This is a genomic window from Dactylosporangium sp. NPDC051087, from assembly GCF_055586325.1.
This window is the reverse complement of the sequence record NZ_JBVJIJ010000015.1, coordinates 180,833-196,599: the sequence shown is the minus strand read 5'-3', so window position 1 is coordinate 196,599 and position 15,767 is coordinate 180,833. Positions and strand designations below refer to the sequence as shown.

The 15,767-nt window shown below is 71.9% G+C and carries 11 protein-coding genes; 5 read left to right on the top strand and 6 right to left on the bottom strand.

Annotated elements, in window-relative coordinates; all coding sequences use genetic code 11:
• Positions 1 to 30: 30 nt before the first annotated feature.
• Complete coding sequence (locus ACZ6TV_RS28230) at positions 31 to 1,446, top strand: alpha,alpha-trehalose-phosphate synthase (UDP-forming) (RefSeq protein ID WP_465300299.1); 1,416 nt, start codon at positions 31 to 33, stop codon at positions 1,444 to 1,446.
• Between the two features lie 29 nt (positions 1,447 to 1,475).
• Here ACZ6TV_RS28230 and ACZ6TV_RS28225 read toward each other — a convergent pair whose 3' ends face one another.
• From ACZ6TV_RS28225 to ACZ6TV_RS28215, 3 genes are all read right to left on the bottom strand, one after another.
• Complete coding sequence (locus ACZ6TV_RS28225) at positions 1,476 to 2,225, bottom strand: tetratricopeptide repeat protein (RefSeq protein ID WP_465300298.1); 750 nt, start codon at positions 2,223 to 2,225, stop codon at positions 1,476 to 1,478.
• A 215-nt stretch (positions 2,226 to 2,440) separates the two neighbouring features.
• Positions 2,441 to 3,724, bottom strand: a complete 1,284-nt coding sequence (locus ACZ6TV_RS28220) for an EAL and HDOD domain-containing protein (RefSeq protein ID WP_465300297.1) — start codon at positions 3,722 to 3,724, stop codon at positions 2,441 to 2,443.
• 21 nt (positions 3,725 to 3,745) lie between these two features.
• Positions 3,746 to 3,955, bottom strand: a complete 210-nt coding sequence (locus tag ACZ6TV_RS28215) for a hypothetical protein (RefSeq protein WP_465300296.1) — start codon at positions 3,953 to 3,955, stop codon at positions 3,746 to 3,748.
• On the opposite strand from ACZ6TV_RS28215, the gene ACZ6TV_RS28210 reads away from it, so the two are divergent.
• Positions 3,939 to 4,280, top strand: coding sequence for a VOC family protein (locus tag ACZ6TV_RS28210; RefSeq protein ID WP_465300295.1), 342 nt, complete (start codon positions 3,939 to 3,941; stop codon positions 4,278 to 4,280). The two genes, ACZ6TV_RS28215 and ACZ6TV_RS28210, sit on opposite strands and share 17 nt — an antisense overlap.
• A gap of 62 nt (positions 4,281 to 4,342) precedes the next feature.
• Here ACZ6TV_RS28210 and ACZ6TV_RS28205 read toward each other — a convergent pair whose 3' ends face one another.
• The gene (locus tag ACZ6TV_RS28205) at positions 4,343 to 6,268 is read right to left on the bottom strand and encodes an amylo-alpha-1,6-glucosidase (protein WP_465300294.1); all 1,926 of its coding nucleotides are present in this window, start codon (positions 6,266 to 6,268) and stop codon (positions 4,343 to 4,345) included.
• On the bottom strand, positions 6,265 to 8,868 hold the full coding sequence (locus ACZ6TV_RS28200) for an MGH1-like glycoside hydrolase domain-containing protein (RefSeq protein WP_465300293.1): 2,604 nt from the start codon (positions 8,866 to 8,868) through the stop codon (positions 6,265 to 6,267). The genes ACZ6TV_RS28205 and ACZ6TV_RS28200 overlap by 4 nt, the downstream gene beginning before the upstream one ends.
• A gap of 537 nt (positions 8,869 to 9,405) precedes the next feature.
• Between ACZ6TV_RS28200 and ACZ6TV_RS28195 the strand changes: the two genes are divergently transcribed.
• Positions 9,406 to 13,281 (top strand): ThuA domain-containing protein, encoded by a 3,876-nt coding sequence (locus ACZ6TV_RS28195; protein ID WP_465300292.1) that lies wholly within the window; start codon positions 9,406 to 9,408, stop codon positions 13,279 to 13,281.
• Positions 13,282 to 13,356: 75 nt separating this feature from the next.
• Here the strand turns inward: ACZ6TV_RS28195 and ACZ6TV_RS28190 are convergent, their stop codons facing one another.
• Entirely contained in the window at positions 13,357 to 13,983 is a 627-nt protein-coding gene (locus ACZ6TV_RS28190; RefSeq protein WP_465300291.1) for a DUF998 domain-containing protein, read from the bottom strand.
• A 54-nt stretch (positions 13,984 to 14,037) separates the two neighbouring features.
• Between ACZ6TV_RS28190 and ACZ6TV_RS28185 the strand changes: the two genes are divergently transcribed.
• Together ACZ6TV_RS28185 and ACZ6TV_RS28180 are read left to right on the top strand one after the other, a co-directional pair.
• Positions 14,038 to 15,012: a serine hydrolase domain-containing protein gene (locus tag ACZ6TV_RS28185; RefSeq protein WP_465300290.1), complete on the top strand. Its 975-nt coding sequence runs from the start codon at positions 14,038 to 14,040 to the stop codon at positions 15,010 to 15,012.
• A gap of 23 nt (positions 15,013 to 15,035) precedes the next feature.
• Complete coding sequence (locus tag ACZ6TV_RS28180; protein WP_465300289.1) at positions 15,036 to 15,710, top strand: hypothetical protein; 675 nt, start codon at positions 15,036 to 15,038, stop codon at positions 15,708 to 15,710.
• Positions 15,711 to 15,767 lie beyond the last annotated feature (57 nt).

The following is a 15,767-nucleotide window of genomic DNA, read 5'->3' as shown; positions in this document are numbered from 1 at the left end:
TGTCTCGGTGCCGCTGGGTAACCCGAGGGTGTGGCTGACGGATACTCCTTTGTCGTGGTGGCGAACCGGCTGCCCGTCGACCGCACCACCGACGACAACGGCGAAGCACAGTGGACCCGCAGCCCAGGCGGGCTGGTCAGCGCCCTCGAGCCGATCGTGCGCAGCTCCGGCGGCGCCTGGGTCGGCTGGACCGGCGCGCCCGACGACGACACCGGACCCGCCGAGGTCGACGGGATCCAGCTGCAGCCGGTCCCGCTGAGCTCCGGGGACATCGACCGCTACTACGAGGGCCAGTCCAACTCGACGATCTGGCCCCTGTTCCACGACCTCGTCGAGCCACCCGTGCACAAGCGGGAGTGGCGGCGGGCGTACGAGGACGTCAACCGCCGCTTCGCCGAGGCCGCCGCCACAGTGGCTGCCGAGGGCGCGGCCGTGTGGGTGCACGACTACCAGCTGCTGCTCGTCCCGGCGATGCTGCGCGCGCTGCGGCCCGACCTGCGCATCGGGTTCTTCCTGCACATCCCGTTCCCGCCGGTGGAGCTGTTCATGCAGCTGCCCCGCCGGGCCGAACTGCTGCGCGGGCTGCTCGGCGCCGACCTCGTCGGGTTCCAGCGGCCGCTCGCCGCGCAGAACTTCCTGCAGCTGACGGGCCGGCTCCTCGGCCTCTCGCCGCAGGACGACTCGGTGGTGTACGAGAACCGCACCGTCGTCGCACGCGCCTTCCCCATCTCGATCGACGTCGCCGAGATCGACCGCATCGCCGCCTCGCCGGAAGCGCAGCGGGAGGCCGAGCGGCTGCGCGCCGAGCTCGGCGGCGACCGGCGGCTGCTGCTCGGCGTCGACCGGCTCGACTACACCAAGGGCATCGAGCAGCGCGTCGAGGCGTTCGGCGAGCTGCTCGCCGAGGAGGCCGTCTCCAACGACGAGGTCGTCCTCGTGCAGGTCGCCACCCCCAGCCGGATGCGGGTCGCGCAGTACCAGCAGCTGCGCGAACGCGTCGAACGGGAGGTCGGCCGGATCAACGGCGAACACGGCGCCGTCGGCAAGGTGCCCGTGCACTACCTCTTCCAGTCCCGCTCACGCGAGGAGCTCGTGGCCCTCTACCTCGCCACCGACGTCATGCTCGTCACCCCGCTGCGCGACGGCATGAACCTCGTGGCGAAGGAGTTCGTCGCCGCCCGCCGCGACGAGCTCGGCGCCATGGTCCTCAGCGAGTTCACCGGCGCGGCCGCCGAGCTCGACGACGCGTTCCTCGTCAACCCGCACGACGTCGAGGACCTCAAACGCGCCATGGTCGCCGCCCTCGCCGCCCCACCCGACGACCGCTCCGCCCGGATGCGCCGCATGCGCGCCCACGTCCAGGCCCACGACGTCGACCACTGGGCCCACGAGTTCCTCGACGCCCTCGGCGTCCCCGTCACCACCGGCTCGGCGTCAACCGGCTGACCGCCACCAGCGCGTGGCGGGCGACACGGTCAGGCCCGTCCCTTGCCGTCCAGGAGGTCGCCGAGCGCCGACATGGCGCGGACGTTGCCTGCCTCGGCGGCGCGGCGGAGCCAGGGCTCGGCGCCGGCGGGGTCGCCGTGGTCGCGGAGGAGCTCGCCGAGGCTGCACATGGCGAAGTCGTTGCCCGCGTCGGCGGCGCGGCGGAACCACTGCTCCGCCTCGGTGAGGGCGCCGCGGGCCTGGAGCAGGTCGCCGAGGCTGTCCATGGCGTACGTGCTGCCGGCGTCGGCCGCGCGGCGGAACCAGGTCTCGGCCCGGGCGGTGTCGCCGAGGCGGGCGAACAGGCTGCCGAGGCGGCTCAGCGCGTATTCGTCGTCGTCCGCGCGCCGGTACCACGCCTCGGCGCCGGCCGGGTCGTCGCGGGCCAGGCACAGGTCGCCGAGGTTGCAGATCGCCACGACGTAGCCGGTTTCGGCGGAGCGGGCGTACCAGGTCTCGGCGCCGGGCAGGTCGCCGCGGTCGCGGTGCAGGTCACCGAGGGTGCTCATGGCGAACTGGTCGCCGGCGCCGGCGGCGCGGTGGTACCAGAACTCGGCCTCCTCCAGGGCGCCTCGCCCGCGCAGCAGGTCGGCGAGCCGGACCATCGACAGGGTCCGGGCGGGGTCGGCGGCGACGGCCCGGCGGTGCCATGCCTCGGCTTCGTGCGGGTCGGCCGGCGGCTGCCCCGGGCCGGTGGGGGCGGCGGGCCGCCGCCAGGGGCGCCAGAAGGATCGGCTCACCCGGCCATGGTCGCGCAGCCGCGCCAGCCCCAGCGCTCCCGGGCGACGCGGCCCTGCACGAACGGCCCTGCACGAACGGCCCTGCACGGCGCGGTCCTAAACGGCGCGGTTCTAACGGCGCGGTCCGGGGCGGCGCGGTCCGAAGCGGCGCGGTCCGAAACGGCGCGGTCCGAAACGGCGCGTTTCGAAGCGGCGCGTTTCGAAGCGGCGCGGTCCTACAAGGCGAGGTCCTGGGCGGCGCGGTCCGGCGCGGGCGGGCGCAGTTCGGTGGACAGGTCGCTCAGGGTGGCGTTCGCCCAGCGCACGGCTGCCAGGTAGTGCGATGCGAGCGCGCCCGGATCGGCGGGCGGGTGCCCGGCGGGTTCCGCGGACGGTGCGGTGTAGGCGCGGACCGCGGTGAGCACCTCGCCGAGCGGGCCGCTGCCGGTGACGAGCGCGTCGGTCAGGGTCCGGTCCAGGGGTACGCCGTTGAGGATCCGGTCGGTCGGCTCGCCGAACAGGTCCGCGACGGCCGACAGCAGCCCGCCGATGTAGGCGGGCTCGCCCGGCAGCGCCGCGGCCTCGGCCAGCAGCTGGCAGCAGCGGGCCCGGATCAGCAGCCGGCTCAGCTGCTCCGGGTCGGCCTCGGTGATGTCGGCGACGACCATGAGTGTCACCCACTGCCGCAACCGGCCCAGGCCCAGCGCCACGACCGCGTCGCGGATCGACGACACGGTCCGGTTGAGGCCGAACGACGCGGCGTTGGTGGCGCGCAGCAGCCGTACGCTGAGGGCCGCGTCCTGGCCGACCATGGCGACGAGCCCGTCGATGTCGACGTCGTCGGTGCTGAGCTCTGCCATGATCCGCAGGCGGGTGAGGCGCGACGGGGCGAGCGCCACGGTCGAGCTGACGTGCGGGCGGCCCAGTACGTGACCCTGGAAGAACTCGAAGCCCAGCGACATCGCCAGGTCCAGCGCCTCCGGGGTTTCCAGGCGCTCCGCGACGAGCTGCAGGTGCGCGTGCCGCCGGCAGCGGGTGACCGTCGCGCGGACGTCCTCCTCGGTCGCGTCCAGCATGTCGATCTTCACGTACGTGGCGACGTCGAGCAGCCGCTCGTGACTGGCGCCGAACACGAAGTCGTCGAGGGCGATGGTGTACCCCTGCTCCGCGAGGGACGCGACCCCGGCCAGGACGTCCTCGTCGACGTCGGTCGTCTCCAGCACCTCCAGGACCGCCTGGCTGCAGTCGAACGGCAGCGGCAGGTGCCCGGTGAGGAAGTCGCGGGTCAGGTTGATGAAGCAGACGTGCCCGTCAGCGATCTCCTCCAGCCCGAACTCCGTGAACGCCGCGACCAGCACCCGGGCGGTGGCGTGCGCGTCACGGCGGGATGCGGTGGCGGCGGTCGCCCCGGCGCGGAACAGCAGCTCGTACGCGATCACGACGCCGTCGCGGTCGTAGATCGGCTGCCGCCCGACGTGGACCACGTGATCGTCGTCAGGCCCTCCCGTTTCCTGGCTCACACGGAAATGATCGCCCGAAAATCACCCGACTACCGCAAAACGGCGGAATTCGGACCTCCGGTGGCCTGCCAGATCCGCTCGCCCTCGACCATCCGGTCGCGACGAGATCTGCGGCACGAGCCGCGGCGTCGAGAATTCGCCCCCGGCATCCGTCACATCGCCGCCGCGGGCCACGTCAGTACCGATGAGGACCCACAGCGAAAGGGAGCGGACGATGAAGATGAGCAGCATCTCGGGCGTGGTCTGTCACGTCAAGGACCTGGACGCGACCGCCGCGTTCTACGAGAAGCTGGGCTTCCGTCTCAAGCGCGAGCCGGCCCAGCTGACCGCCTACGTCAACTGGTTCTGGATCATCTTCCGCCCGCAGGAGGCCGGCGCCGTCACGCACGCCGGCAGCCACCTGTACATCAAGGTCGAAGACATCCAGGCCTTCTACGAGGGCGTCCAGGACCTCGGCCTCAAACCCGCCACCGAACCGACGAAGAAGTCCGGCATGATCGAGTTCGAGCTCCCCGACCCCGACGGCTACATTCTGGTCTTCTTCTGGAAGAAGTGACCCACGACCTACGATCCGCCGCCGGTCAGCGCCATGGCGGCCGGCGCGGGCCGGTAGGACGGTCAGGTCGACCGCTTCCCCGGCATCGCGGGTGCCGGGTCCGTGTGCTGGAGCGCGCGGGCGCGGAAGAGCTCGGCGACGGACCAGGCCTGGAACGGGCAGCCGGTGGCCGTGTGCGGGGCGTCGCCGTCGGTGGTTTCGGAGACCGAGCCGAGCCCCCATTCGCCGAGGTGGAGTTCGAGGCCGTCCAGGACGCCGGTGGTGTCCGCGCCGACGCGGCGGGCGGCGTCCACGAAGGGGCCGATGAGCCATGGCCACACGGTGCCCTGGTGGTACGCGTGGTCGCGGTCGGACGAGCTGCCGCGGTGCACGCCGCGGTAGCCCGGTGAGCCGGGGGCCAGCGAGCGCGGGCCGAGGGACGTGAGCAGCGTGGCACGGCAGAGTTCGACGATGCGTGGATCCGCCGCCGGCACGGACGGCAGCGCCGCCGCCAGGAGCTGGTTGGGCCGGATCGACGGGTCGTCGCCCGCGGGGCCGTCGACGACGTCGTAGAGGCCGAGGCCGTCGGGGCGGGGGAAGCGGGCCGAGAACGAGGCCGCCGCGCGGGCCGCGAGGGACGCCCAGTCGTTGCGGCGGGCGATGCGGTCGAACAGCGCGGCGGTGCCCGCCAGGCCCGAGATCCACAGGGCGTTGATCTCGACGGGTTTGCCGTGCCGGTCGGTGACGGGGATGCCGTCGACGCGGGCGTCCATCCAGGTGAGGGCGAAGCCGGGTTTGCCCTGGTTGAGCAGGGCGTCGGCGGGGTCGGCGGCGATGCCGTAGCGGGTGCCGCGCAGGTGGTGGTCGAGGACCTCGTGCATGGGTTCGGCGAGCGCGGCGACGACGTCCAGGTCGCCGGTCACCGCGACGTACCGCCCGGCGGCGTGCAGGAACCAGAGCGCGGCGTCGGCGGTGTTGTACTCCAGCGTGCCGGTGTCGGCGGTGTTGGCGAGCATCCCGTCGGACACGGTCGCGCCGGCGCGGAGCAGGACCCTGCGGGCCTCGTCGTGGCGGCCCGTGGTGAGGAACAGGCCTTCGAAGGACGTCATCAGGTCGCGGGACCACTCGCCGAACCACGGGTAGCCGGCGACGGCCGACGGGCCCGTGGGCGTGTCGATGACGAACTGGTCGGCGGCGACGGCCAGCTGCCGGCCGATGGCGTCGCCCGCGCCGGCGAGCCGGCCGAGCGACCGGGCGCGCTCGCGGGCGGCGGCGACGATGTCGACGCCCGTCGACGTCTCCTCGCCGACGGAGGCGGTCACGGCCGTGGCGGCGCCCGGCGCGAGCGTGGCGGTGAAGCGGCCCGCGGCGAAGAGGTCCTCGGTCGGGTTCAGCCCGCGGGCGGCCTCCTCACGGGCGTACACCCCGCGGAACCATTCACCGCCCGGCTGCCACGACGGGCCGGTCACCCGGTAGGCGCCCTCGAACTCGAAGCCGCCCGCGACCGGGGTGAGCTGCGGGGCGCCGTACGCGTTGCGTTCGCCGTGCGCGTCGCGCCACGTGCACAACGGGGTGAGGTCGAGCGAGATCGGGTGCGGCGCGCGCAGGACGCGGAACACCACGCCGACCGCGGACCGGCCGTGGGCCATCGCGATCTCCCGCTCCAGCACCACGTCGCCGAGGTCCCAGCGCCACGACGGTACGCCGTCGGACAGGCTGAACTCGGCGAGGTGCACGTGCCCGGCCGGGTCGACGGTGCCGCCGGCCCACTCGTCGGTGGCGAGCCGGACCACCCGGTCGCCGATCCGCACGACGGGGTCGAGGGCGGCGAGGCCGAGCCGGCGGGATGCCGCGCCGGGCAGGGCGACCACGAGCAGCCCGTGGTACCGGCGGGTGCGCAGCCCGGCGACGGTGCCCATCGCGTAGCCGCCGAGCCCGTCGGTGACCAGCCACTCGCGGCTGGCCGCCGACTCCAGCGAGCCGCACACCTGGCGGCCGAACGTGATCATCGGGCCACCGCCGGGCGCGCGACGAGCTCGGCCAGCAGGCCCGTCCAGCCGGTCTGGTGCGTGGCGCCGAGACCGGCGCCGTTGTCGGCGTGGAAGTACTCGTAGAACAGCAGGTTGTCCCGCCAGTGCCGGTCGTTCTGGAAGCGGTCGATCCACCCGAACGCCGGCCTGCGGCCGTCCGGGCCCCGCCGGTACAGCGACAGCATCCGCTGCCTGAGGTCCTCGGCGATCTCGCCGGCGGTGCACTGCCGCCCGGAACCCGTCGGGTACTCGATCTTCACGGCGTCGCCGAGGTTGGCGTGATAGTCCTCCAGGGTGCGCACCACGAGGTAGTTCAACGGGATCCACAGTGGACCGCGCCAGTTGGAGTTGCCGCCGAACATGCCGGTGGTGGACTCGGCGGGCTCGTAGCCGACCGTCGCCGTCCAGCCGGGCAGCTGCACACTGAAGGGGTTCGAGGCGTGCCATTTCGACAGGGCGCGCAGCCCGTACGGCGAAAGGAAGCTCTCCTCGTCGAACAGGTGCGGCAGGATGCGGCGGGCCCGGCCGTGCGCGGCCACACCGACGCCGACCATCCCGTCGGTCCCGCCGAGCACCTGATGCTCGGGCATCGCGGCGAAACTCTTGCACAGCCGGCGGACGCGGGCGAAGTCCTCCTGCGACAGCACCTTCGTGGCGAACAACGGGATGATGCCGACCATCGACCGCACCCGCAGCGGCGCACTGCTGCCGTCGGGCCCGCGCAGCATGTCGTAGTAGAACCCGTCCTGCTCGTCCCACAGGTCGTTGCCCTGCATCGCCTCGGAGATGAGGGCGAAGTGCTCGAGGAACTTCACGACGAGGTCGTCCAGCGCCGAGTTGTGCGCCGCGAGCTCGCGTGCCATCTCGAGCAGGTTGAGGCAGTAGAACGCCATCCAGGCCGTCGCGTCGGACTGCTCCAGCCGGTACCCCGGCGGCAGGTGCGAACGGTCGATGGGGCCGATGTTGTCCAGGCCCAGGAACCCGCCCTCGAACAGGTTGCGGCCCTGGGCGTCCTCCCGGTTGACCCACCAGGTGAAGTTCAGGACCAGCTTCGAGAAGACCCGGGTGAGGAACGCGAGGTCGCGGCGACCGTCCACGTTGTACACCTGCAGGGCGGCCCACGCCTGCACCGGCGGGTTGAGGTCCTCGAACGCCCACTCGTAGGCGGGGATCGCGCCGTTGGGGTGCTGGAACCATTCGCGGCACAGCAGGACCAGCTGGTACTTCGCGAACGCCGGGTCGAGGCGGGCGAGCGCGACCGCGTGGAACGCCGAGTCCCACGCGGCGAACCACGGGTACTCCCACGGGTCCGGCATCGACATGATGTCGGAGGCGTCCAGGTGCCGCCAGCCGGCGTTGCGGCCGTGCTGCCGCCCGGGCGGTGGCGGCGGCTGCGCGGGATCACCGGCGAGCCACCGCGCGACGTCGTAGTTGTAGAACTGCTTGCCCCAGATCATGCCCGCGAACCCCTGCCGCATGATCATGGCGTCCTCGGCGCTGGTCCCGGCCGGGGTCAGCTCGGCGTAGAACGCGTCGGCCTCGGTCCGGCGCTGCTTGAGGACCTTCTCGAAGCCCGGCCCGAACGCGCGCTTGTCGACTTTCGGGGCCAGCCGCAGCGACAGCTCCACCGTCTCGCCGGGCTGGACGGTGCACTCGTACCAGAAGGCCGCCTTCGTGCCCTCCTGGGCCGGGTTCACGGTCGCGGTGCCGTGCACCACGTGGTCGTTGATCCCGTCCTTCGGGAACGGCGTGACCGGCGGCGCCCCGAAGAGCCGTTCCGCGTTGGTCTCGTTCTCGCAGTACACCTGCCGCGGCATCGACCCGTCGGGGCCCGGCGCCGCCTGCAGCACCATCGACCCCAGGCCCTCGTGCTCGATGCCGATCGAGTCGTCCTTCCTGGCGAGCCGCGGCTTCGTGCCGCCGCCCTCCCACGACCAGGTGTTGCGGAACCAGACGGTCGGCAGCACGTGCAGCGTCTCCGCCTCCGGCCCGGGGTTGGTGACCCGCAGCCGGATGCGCAGGTCGTCGGGGTCGGCCTTGGCGTAGTCCGCCTCGACGATCCAGAACCGGTCCTCGTCGAACACGCCGGTGTCCAGCAGCTCGAACTCCGGCTCCTCCCGCGAGCGCCGCCGGTTCTCGCCGACGAGCTGCTGGTAGGGGAACGCCCGCTGCGGGTAGTGGTACCGCCAGCGCAGCCACGCGTGGCTCGGCACCGCGTCGAGGTACCACCAGTACTCCTTGGCGTCCTCGCCGTGGTTGCCCTCGTTGCCGGTGAGGCCGAAGATGCGTTCCTTGACGATCGGGTCGCGACCGTTCCACAGCCCGAGGCTGAAGCACAGCCGCTGCTCCGCGTCGCTGATGCCCGCCAGGCCGTCCTCGCTCCACCGGTACGCCCTGGACCGTGCGTGCTCGTGCGGGAACGCCTCCCACGCGGTGCCGTCGCCGCTGTAGTCCTCGCGGACCGTCCCCCAGGCGCGCTCACTGAGGTACGGTCCCCACCGGTACCACGGGGTGGCGTCGGCGAGCCCGTCCTCCGGCCGTCCGAACGACTCCACCCGCTCCCGCTCCGGATTGCTCATGCCGCCAGCCCACCACCGTCCAGGGCGACAGAACGTCACCCGGGCCGCATGACCGGTCGCCGGCGGATTCGTGCCGTGAAACGGCAGGCTGTCGTGGGCGGCGGGGCGGGGGTCACGCACGTGATCGTGGTGCTCGATTGCTCGGATAAATGGTGGTCGATGCTGAGACCGTTGCCAGCGGGTGGGGAGTCTGCTTAACTGGTCGGCACCTCGATGAGAGAGCGCTCTCTGGAGTTGCTGGTCGAGGTGGAAGGAGACCCCGCCCCCGCCCCCGCCCCTGAAATGCCCGGATGCCGCCGCCAACGGTGCCGGGCCGCCGAACGGCACCGCGCGACCTTCGGCGAGGCGCGCGACGCCGCACATCCGCGTGGCACCGAAGCCCGCGCGACATCCCCCATCCACCCGCCGGAGCGGGCGGCGCACAACCGTGCCCGCGTCCGGGACCCGACCGCGGGGTCACCAGACCGCGGCCAACGATCGGACGTGATCGGCGCACGTCGTTCGCTGCTTTCTTCCGTAGGAGAGGTGCAACCGATCATGTTCCGCAGAGTGCTGCTCTGCGTCGCCCTCGTGCTGGCCGCGGCAGGCTTCAACATTGCCCCGGCGTTCGCGGCCGACTTCTCGGTGCTGATCTTCAGCAAGACCGCGGGGTTCCGGCACGACGCGATCCCCGCCGGGATCACCGCGATCCAGCAACTGGGCACGCAGAACAACTTCACGGTCGAGGCGACCGAGGACGCGACGCAGTTCAACGACACCAACCTCGCCAGGTTCAAGGCGGTCATCTGGCTGTCGACGACGGCCGACGTGCTCGACGCCAACCAGCAGGCCGCGTTCGAGCGCTACATCCGCGCCGGTGGCGGCTACGTCGGTGTGCACGCCGCCGCCGACACCGAGTACGACTGGCCCTGGTACGGCAACCTCGTGGGTGCCTACTTCTCCAGCCACCCGGCGATCCAGCCGGTGACGGTCCGTATCGAGGACACCGCGCACCCGTCCAACGCGGGCATCCCGGCGAACTGGAACCGCACGGACGAGCTGTACAACTACCGCACCAACCCGCGCTCGCAGGTGCACGTCCTGGCCAACCTGAACGAGGCCACGTACACCGGCGGCACCATGAACGGCGACCACCCGATCTCCTGGTGCCGCGCGTATGACGGCGGGCGCTCCTGGTACACCGGCCTCGGCCACACCCAGGAGAGCTACGCCGAGGCGAACTTCCGCACCCACCTGCTCGGCGGCATCAAGTACGCCGCGCAGAACATCGGCAACTGCTCCGTGCAGTCCGCCGTCGGCACGTTCAACCAGGTGAACCTTGCCAAGGGCGTGGCGGAGACCGGCGAGCCGATGGGCCTCACCGTCCTGCCGAACCGCGGCGTGCTGCACACCTCGCGCGACGGCGTCGTGCGGTACACCGACGTCAACGGCAACACCAAGGTCGCCCTGACGCTGCAGGTCTACACCCACGACGAGGAGGGCCTGCAGAGCATCAAGGCGGACCCGAACTTCGCCACCAACAAATGGGTGTACATGTACTACGCGCCACCGTTGAGCACGCCGGGCGGCGACGCGCCGTCCACCGGCACGGCGGCGCAGTTCGCCCCGTTCAACGGCTCCAACAAGCTGGCCCGCTTCACCGTGCGGGACGACAACACGATCGACCCGAACTCGATGGTGACGATCCTCGACGTGCCGACCAGCCGCGGGCTGTGCTGCCACGTCGGCGGTGACATCGACTTCGACGCCGCCGGCAACCTGTACCTGTCCACCGGCGACGACAGCAACCCGTTCGACTCCGGTGGCTACGCGCCGCTGGACGAGCGGGCCGACCGCAACCCCGCCTACGACGCGCAGCGCACCTCGGGCAACAGCAACGACCTGCGTGGCAAGGTCCTGCGGATCAAGCCCGGCGCGACCGGCGGCTACACCATCCCGGCCGGCAACATGTTCGCCCCGGGCACGGCCAACACCAAGCCCGAGGTGTACGCCATGGGCTTCCGCAACCCGTTCCGGATGAGCGTGGACAAGGCCACCGGGGTCGTCTACCTCGGTGACTACGGCCCCGACGCCGGCTCCGCCGACCCGAACCGCGGGCCGGCCGGCACGGTCTCGTTCGAGCGGATCACCAAGCCGGGCTTCTTCGGCTGGCCGTACTGCTCCAACTACAACACCCCGTACCAGGAGTACACGTTCCCGAGCGGGCCGTCGTCCGGGGCGTACAACTGCGCCGGTGGGCCGACGAACAACTCGCGGAACAACACGGGCATCACCACCCTGCCGGCGTCGCAGGCCGCCTGGCTGCCGTACGGCGGTCAGGGCCCGTGGCGGCCCGAGCTGGGCGGCGGCGGTCCCATGGCCGGCCCGGTCTACAACTTCAACCCGAACCTGGTCTCCGACGTGAAGTTCCCGGCCTCGTACAACGGCCAGGTCATGCTCGGCGAGTTCACCAGCCGCTGGATCAAGGCGGCCACCATCAACGCCAACGGCACGGCGGGCACGATCACGCCGATCCCGTGGACCGGCACCGCCATCATGGACATGGAGTTCGGTCCGGACGGCGCCCTGTACGTGCTCGACTACGGCACCACCTGGTTCGGCGGCGACGCCAACTCGGCGCTGTACCGCATCGAGTACAACAGCGGCGGCAACCGGGCACCGATCGCCCAGGCCGCGGCGACCCCGTCCTCCGGGGCGGCACCGCTGACCGTGCAGTTCAGCTCGGCCGGCAGCAACGACCCCGACGGCGACGCGATCACGTACGCCTGGGACTTCACCACCAACGGCAGCACCGACTCCACCGCGGCCAACCCGACGTTCACGTACCCCACGAACGGCGAGTACACCGCGACGCTGACGGTGCGGGACACCGGCGGCAGAACCGCGACGGCCAGCGTCGTCGTCGGGGTCGGCAGACCGACGATCCAGCTCATCGCCCCGGCCGACGGCTCGGTGTTCCAGTTCGGCGACCTGGTGCCGTTCGAGGTGCGGGTCACCGACCCGAACGCCGGCACCATCGACTGCAACCGGGTCGTGGTCAACTACGTCCTGGGCCACGACAGTCACGGTCACCCGATCACCAGCAAGAACGGCTGCACCGGGTCGATCCAGACCACAGTGGACGGTGAACACGACCCCAGCTCGAACATCTTCGGGGTCATGGCCGCCGTCTACACCCCGGTCAGCGGCACCGCGGTCCAGGACCAGCACCAGCTGCAGCCGCGCACCCGGCAGGCCGAGCACTACAACACGATGAACGGCGTCCAGCTCGCCGCCAAGCCCAGCGCACACGGCGGCAACGCCGTCGGGTACATCGAGAACGGCGACTGGATCTCGTTCAACACGTACAACCTGGCCGGCGTCAACAGCTTCAAGGCGCGGGTCGCCTCGGCCGGCACCGGCGGCACGATCACCGTGCGGACCGGCTCGCCGACCGGCCCGGTGGCCGGCACGGTGCAGGTCGCCCCGACCGGCGGCTGGGAGACCTGGGCCGACGTGACCGGGTCGATCAGCCCGCCCGCCGGCACGTCTTCGCTGTACCTGGTGTTCACCGGTGGCGCGGGGTCGTTGTTCGACATCGACGACTTCACGTTCAACTCCGGCACCACCCAGCCGCCGTCGTCGAACCTGGCGCTGAACAAGCCGGCGACGGCCTCCAGCGTCGAGAACGCCGGCACCCCGGCGTCGGCGGCCGTGGACGGCTCGGGCACCACCCGGTGGGCGAGCACCTTCTCGGACCCGCAGTGGATCCGGGTCGACCTCGGCCAGTCCTACGCCATCAACCGGGTCAAGCTGACCTGGGAAGCGGCGTACGGCTCCGCGTATCAGATCCAGACCTCGGCCGACGGGACGAACTGGACGACGATCAAGACGGTGACCGGTGAGAACGGCGGCGTCGACGACCACACCGGGCTGACCGGCACGGGCCGCTACGTACGCATCAACGGCACGGCGCGCGGCACCGCGTACGGCTACTCGTTGTGGGAGTTCGAGGTGTACGGGGGGACGAGCACCCAGCCGCCCGCCACCAACCTCGCGCTGAACAAGACCGCGACGGCCTCCAGCGTCGAGAACGCCGGCACCCCCGCGTCGGCGGCCGTGGACGGCTCGGGCACCACCCGGTGGGCGAGCACCTTCTCGGACCCGCAGTGGATCCGGGTCGACCTCGGCCAGTCGTACTCCATCGCCCGGGTGAAGCTCACCTGGGAAGCGGCGTACGGCTCGGCGTATCAGATCCAGACGTCCGCCGACGGGACGAACTGGACGACCATCAAGACGGTGACCGGCGAGAACGGTGGCGTCGACGACCACACCGGGCTGACGGGCACGGGCCGCTACGTGCGCATCAACGGCACCACCCGAGCCACCGGCTACGGCTACTCGCTGTGGGAGTTCGAGGTGTACAGCAGCTGACCCACTGAACGGCACAACAGGGCGCGGGGATCGTCGGCGGTCCCCGCGCCCACCCGTGTCAGCAGGGTCATCGCGTCAGCGGGTGCGGGGGGTGCGGGCGGCCCACCATGCCAGCAGCAGTACCGTCGCGACCTCCGCGAGGCCGAGCAGCCGCTCCACCCCGCCGAGCGGGATCGCCCGCCACCAGCGCACGCCGGTCCACGGCTCGGACACCAGCGCCCACAGGATGGGTGAGAAGCACAGCAGCGACACCACCCCGCCGAGCGCGACGAGCCGGGCCGGGGTCGCGCGCAGCCACGGCGCCGCGGCCAGCAGCGCGCCCGCCGGCAGGCTCAGGAACGCGACCAGGCTCGCGACGCGGTGGATGTCGCCGCTCATCGACGGGCCGGCCGCCCAGTTGTGCTTCTCGAACCAGACCACGCCGACCAGGCCGGCGACCCACAGCAGCAGCGCCACCGTCGCGCCCGGGCGGAGCAGCAGCCCGGCCGACCGCAGCGCGGCGACCACGGTCAGGGACCCGGCGGCGAGCAGCAGCGTCGCCACGTCGAACACCCAGCCGTTGGACAGCAGCGCGTACTGACTGATCGTGCGGCTCGTCCAGTCCAGCTGCGCCGACGGCTGGAGCACGTGCAACAGGCCGTACATGACGATCGACACCGCCACGCACAGCACACCGACACCGGACAACGCTCTGCTGTTCATCCCGTCCAGACTGCCACGTCGCGGACGGCGGCGGATTTGTGCTAGTCAGGAGCGATGACGGACGGGTTGCGGGGGCGGCTGGACGAGGCGATCGCGGCCGGGCACCTCGACGGGCTGCACGGGGTCGTGGCGGTGCGCGGCGGTGAGACGGTCCTGGAGCACTACGGCACGGGCCCCGACTGGACGTGGAACGTCCCGCTCGGCGTGGTCGAGTTCGGGCCGGACACGCTGCACGACCTGCGGTCGGTCACGAAGAGCGTGACGGCGCTGCTGTACGGTGTCGCGCTCGGCGAAGGGTGCGTGCCCGACCCGGCGGCGCCGCTGCTGGAGCAGTTCCCGCAGTATCCGGACCTGGCCGCCGACGCCGCCCGCCGCGAGCTCACCGTCGGGCACGCGCTGACGATGTCGCTCGGTCTCGAATGGCGCGAGGAGATCCCGTACGACAGCCCAGACAACGCCGAGATCGCCATGGAGCTGGCCGCGGACCGGTACCGGTACGTGCTGCAACGGCCGATCGTCGAGGAGCCCGGCACCCGGTGGAGCTACTGCGGCGGCGCCACGGCGCTGCTCGGCAAGCTGATCGCCGACGGCACCGGGTGGTCGCTGCCGCAATACGCGCGCGCCAGGCTGTTCGAGCCGCTGGGCGTCGAGCACTTCGGGTGGATCGAAGGCGCGGACGGGGTCGCGTCGGCGGCGTCCGGGCTGCGGCTCGCCCCGCGCGACCTGGCCCGCATCGGCTCGGTGCTCCTCGCGGGCGGCCCGGACCTCGTCCCCGCGGACTGGATCAGCGCGATGCTCACGCCGCGCCTGACGACCGACTGGGACGCCATGTACGGCTACCAGTGGTACCTGGAGACGCTGGCGGGGCGTCCGATCGTGATGGCCGCCGGCAACGGCGGGCAGCGTCTCGCCGTCGTGCCCGAGCTCGACCTGACGGTGGCGGTCACCGCCGGCAACTACGACGACCCCGAACAGTGGCGGACCCCCGTCGCCGTGCTGGAAGAGGTGATCCTGCCCGCCCTGGCGTGACGGACCCCGGCTATCCTCCGGCTGTGTCGGAGCGTCACGTCATCGGTTTCCTGGTCTCCACCGAGCTGCTGTGGGACCTTGTCGGGTCCGGCCTCGCGCCGGGCGACCTGCTGCTCGACGAGTCGGCCGGTGAGGTCGTCGAGCTCGACTTCCACCTCGCCCGCAGCTGGCCGGGCATGACCGTGGAGCGGCTCGCGCGCGACGTCCTGGCAGGGCAGCTGGACGAGGCGAACGCCACCGACGTGGTCCGCCTGCTGGCGCCGCTGCTCGACGCCGTCGCGCTGCCGGTGCACGGCGAGCAGGCCATCTGGATCCAGGAGACGATGGCGCTGGACTGGACGCCGACGCTGACGGCGCTGGGCCTGCCGACCCTCGCCGCCCACTGGGAGCGGAGCAGCATCGCCTGGCCCTGGCCGCGCGGCAGCGCACCCCGGGCGTCGTGGCCGATCGTGACCGAGCTGCCGCCCGCCGTCCTCGATGCCGTGCGGGCCGAGTTCGCGGCGTCCGGCTGGCGCTCGGCCCTGGAGAGCCTGCCCTATGACGCACTCGACGTCGACGACCCCGAAGACGTCCAGGAGGAGCTCGCCGAGAACCTCGAGCAGCTGGCCGCCTGGCTCCTCGTCGCCCCGGAGCCCGGCCACCGCTGCGTCGCCCCGGACGGCAACTCGCTCGTCCTCATCATGGACGGCGATCTGTGACGGCGCGACCGAGCAAGGCGGCATCACCGACGGCGACCTGTGAGGGCACGACCGAGC

Bases quoted from the DNA above. Each gene is read 5' to 3' on its own strand.
- ACZ6TV_RS28210 (WP_465300295.1), top strand. From the start codon at position 3,939: ATGAAGATGAGCAGCATCTCGGGCGTGGTCTGTCACGTCAAGGACCTG.
- ACZ6TV_RS28215 (WP_465300296.1), bottom strand. From the start codon at position 3,955: ATGCTGCTCATCTTCATCGTCCGCTCCCTTTCGCTGTGGGTCCTCATC.
- ACZ6TV_RS28205 (WP_465300294.1), bottom strand. From the start codon at position 6,268: ATGATCACGTTCGGCCGCCAGGTGTGCGGCTCGCTGGAGTCGGCGGCC.
- ACZ6TV_RS28200 (WP_465300293.1), bottom strand. From the start codon at position 8,868: ATGAGCAATCCGGAGCGGGAGCGGGTGGAGTCGTTCGGACGGCCGGAG.
- ACZ6TV_RS28195 (WP_465300292.1), top strand. From the start codon at position 9,406: ATGTTCCGCAGAGTGCTGCTCTGCGTCGCCCTCGTGCTGGCCGCGGCA.
- ACZ6TV_RS28190 (WP_465300291.1), bottom strand. From the start codon at position 13,983: ATGAACAGCAGAGCGTTGTCCGGTGTCGGTGTGCTGTGCGTGGCGGTG.
- ACZ6TV_RS28185 (WP_465300290.1), top strand. From the start codon at position 14,038: ATGACGGACGGGTTGCGGGGGCGGCTGGACGAGGCGATCGCGGCCGGG.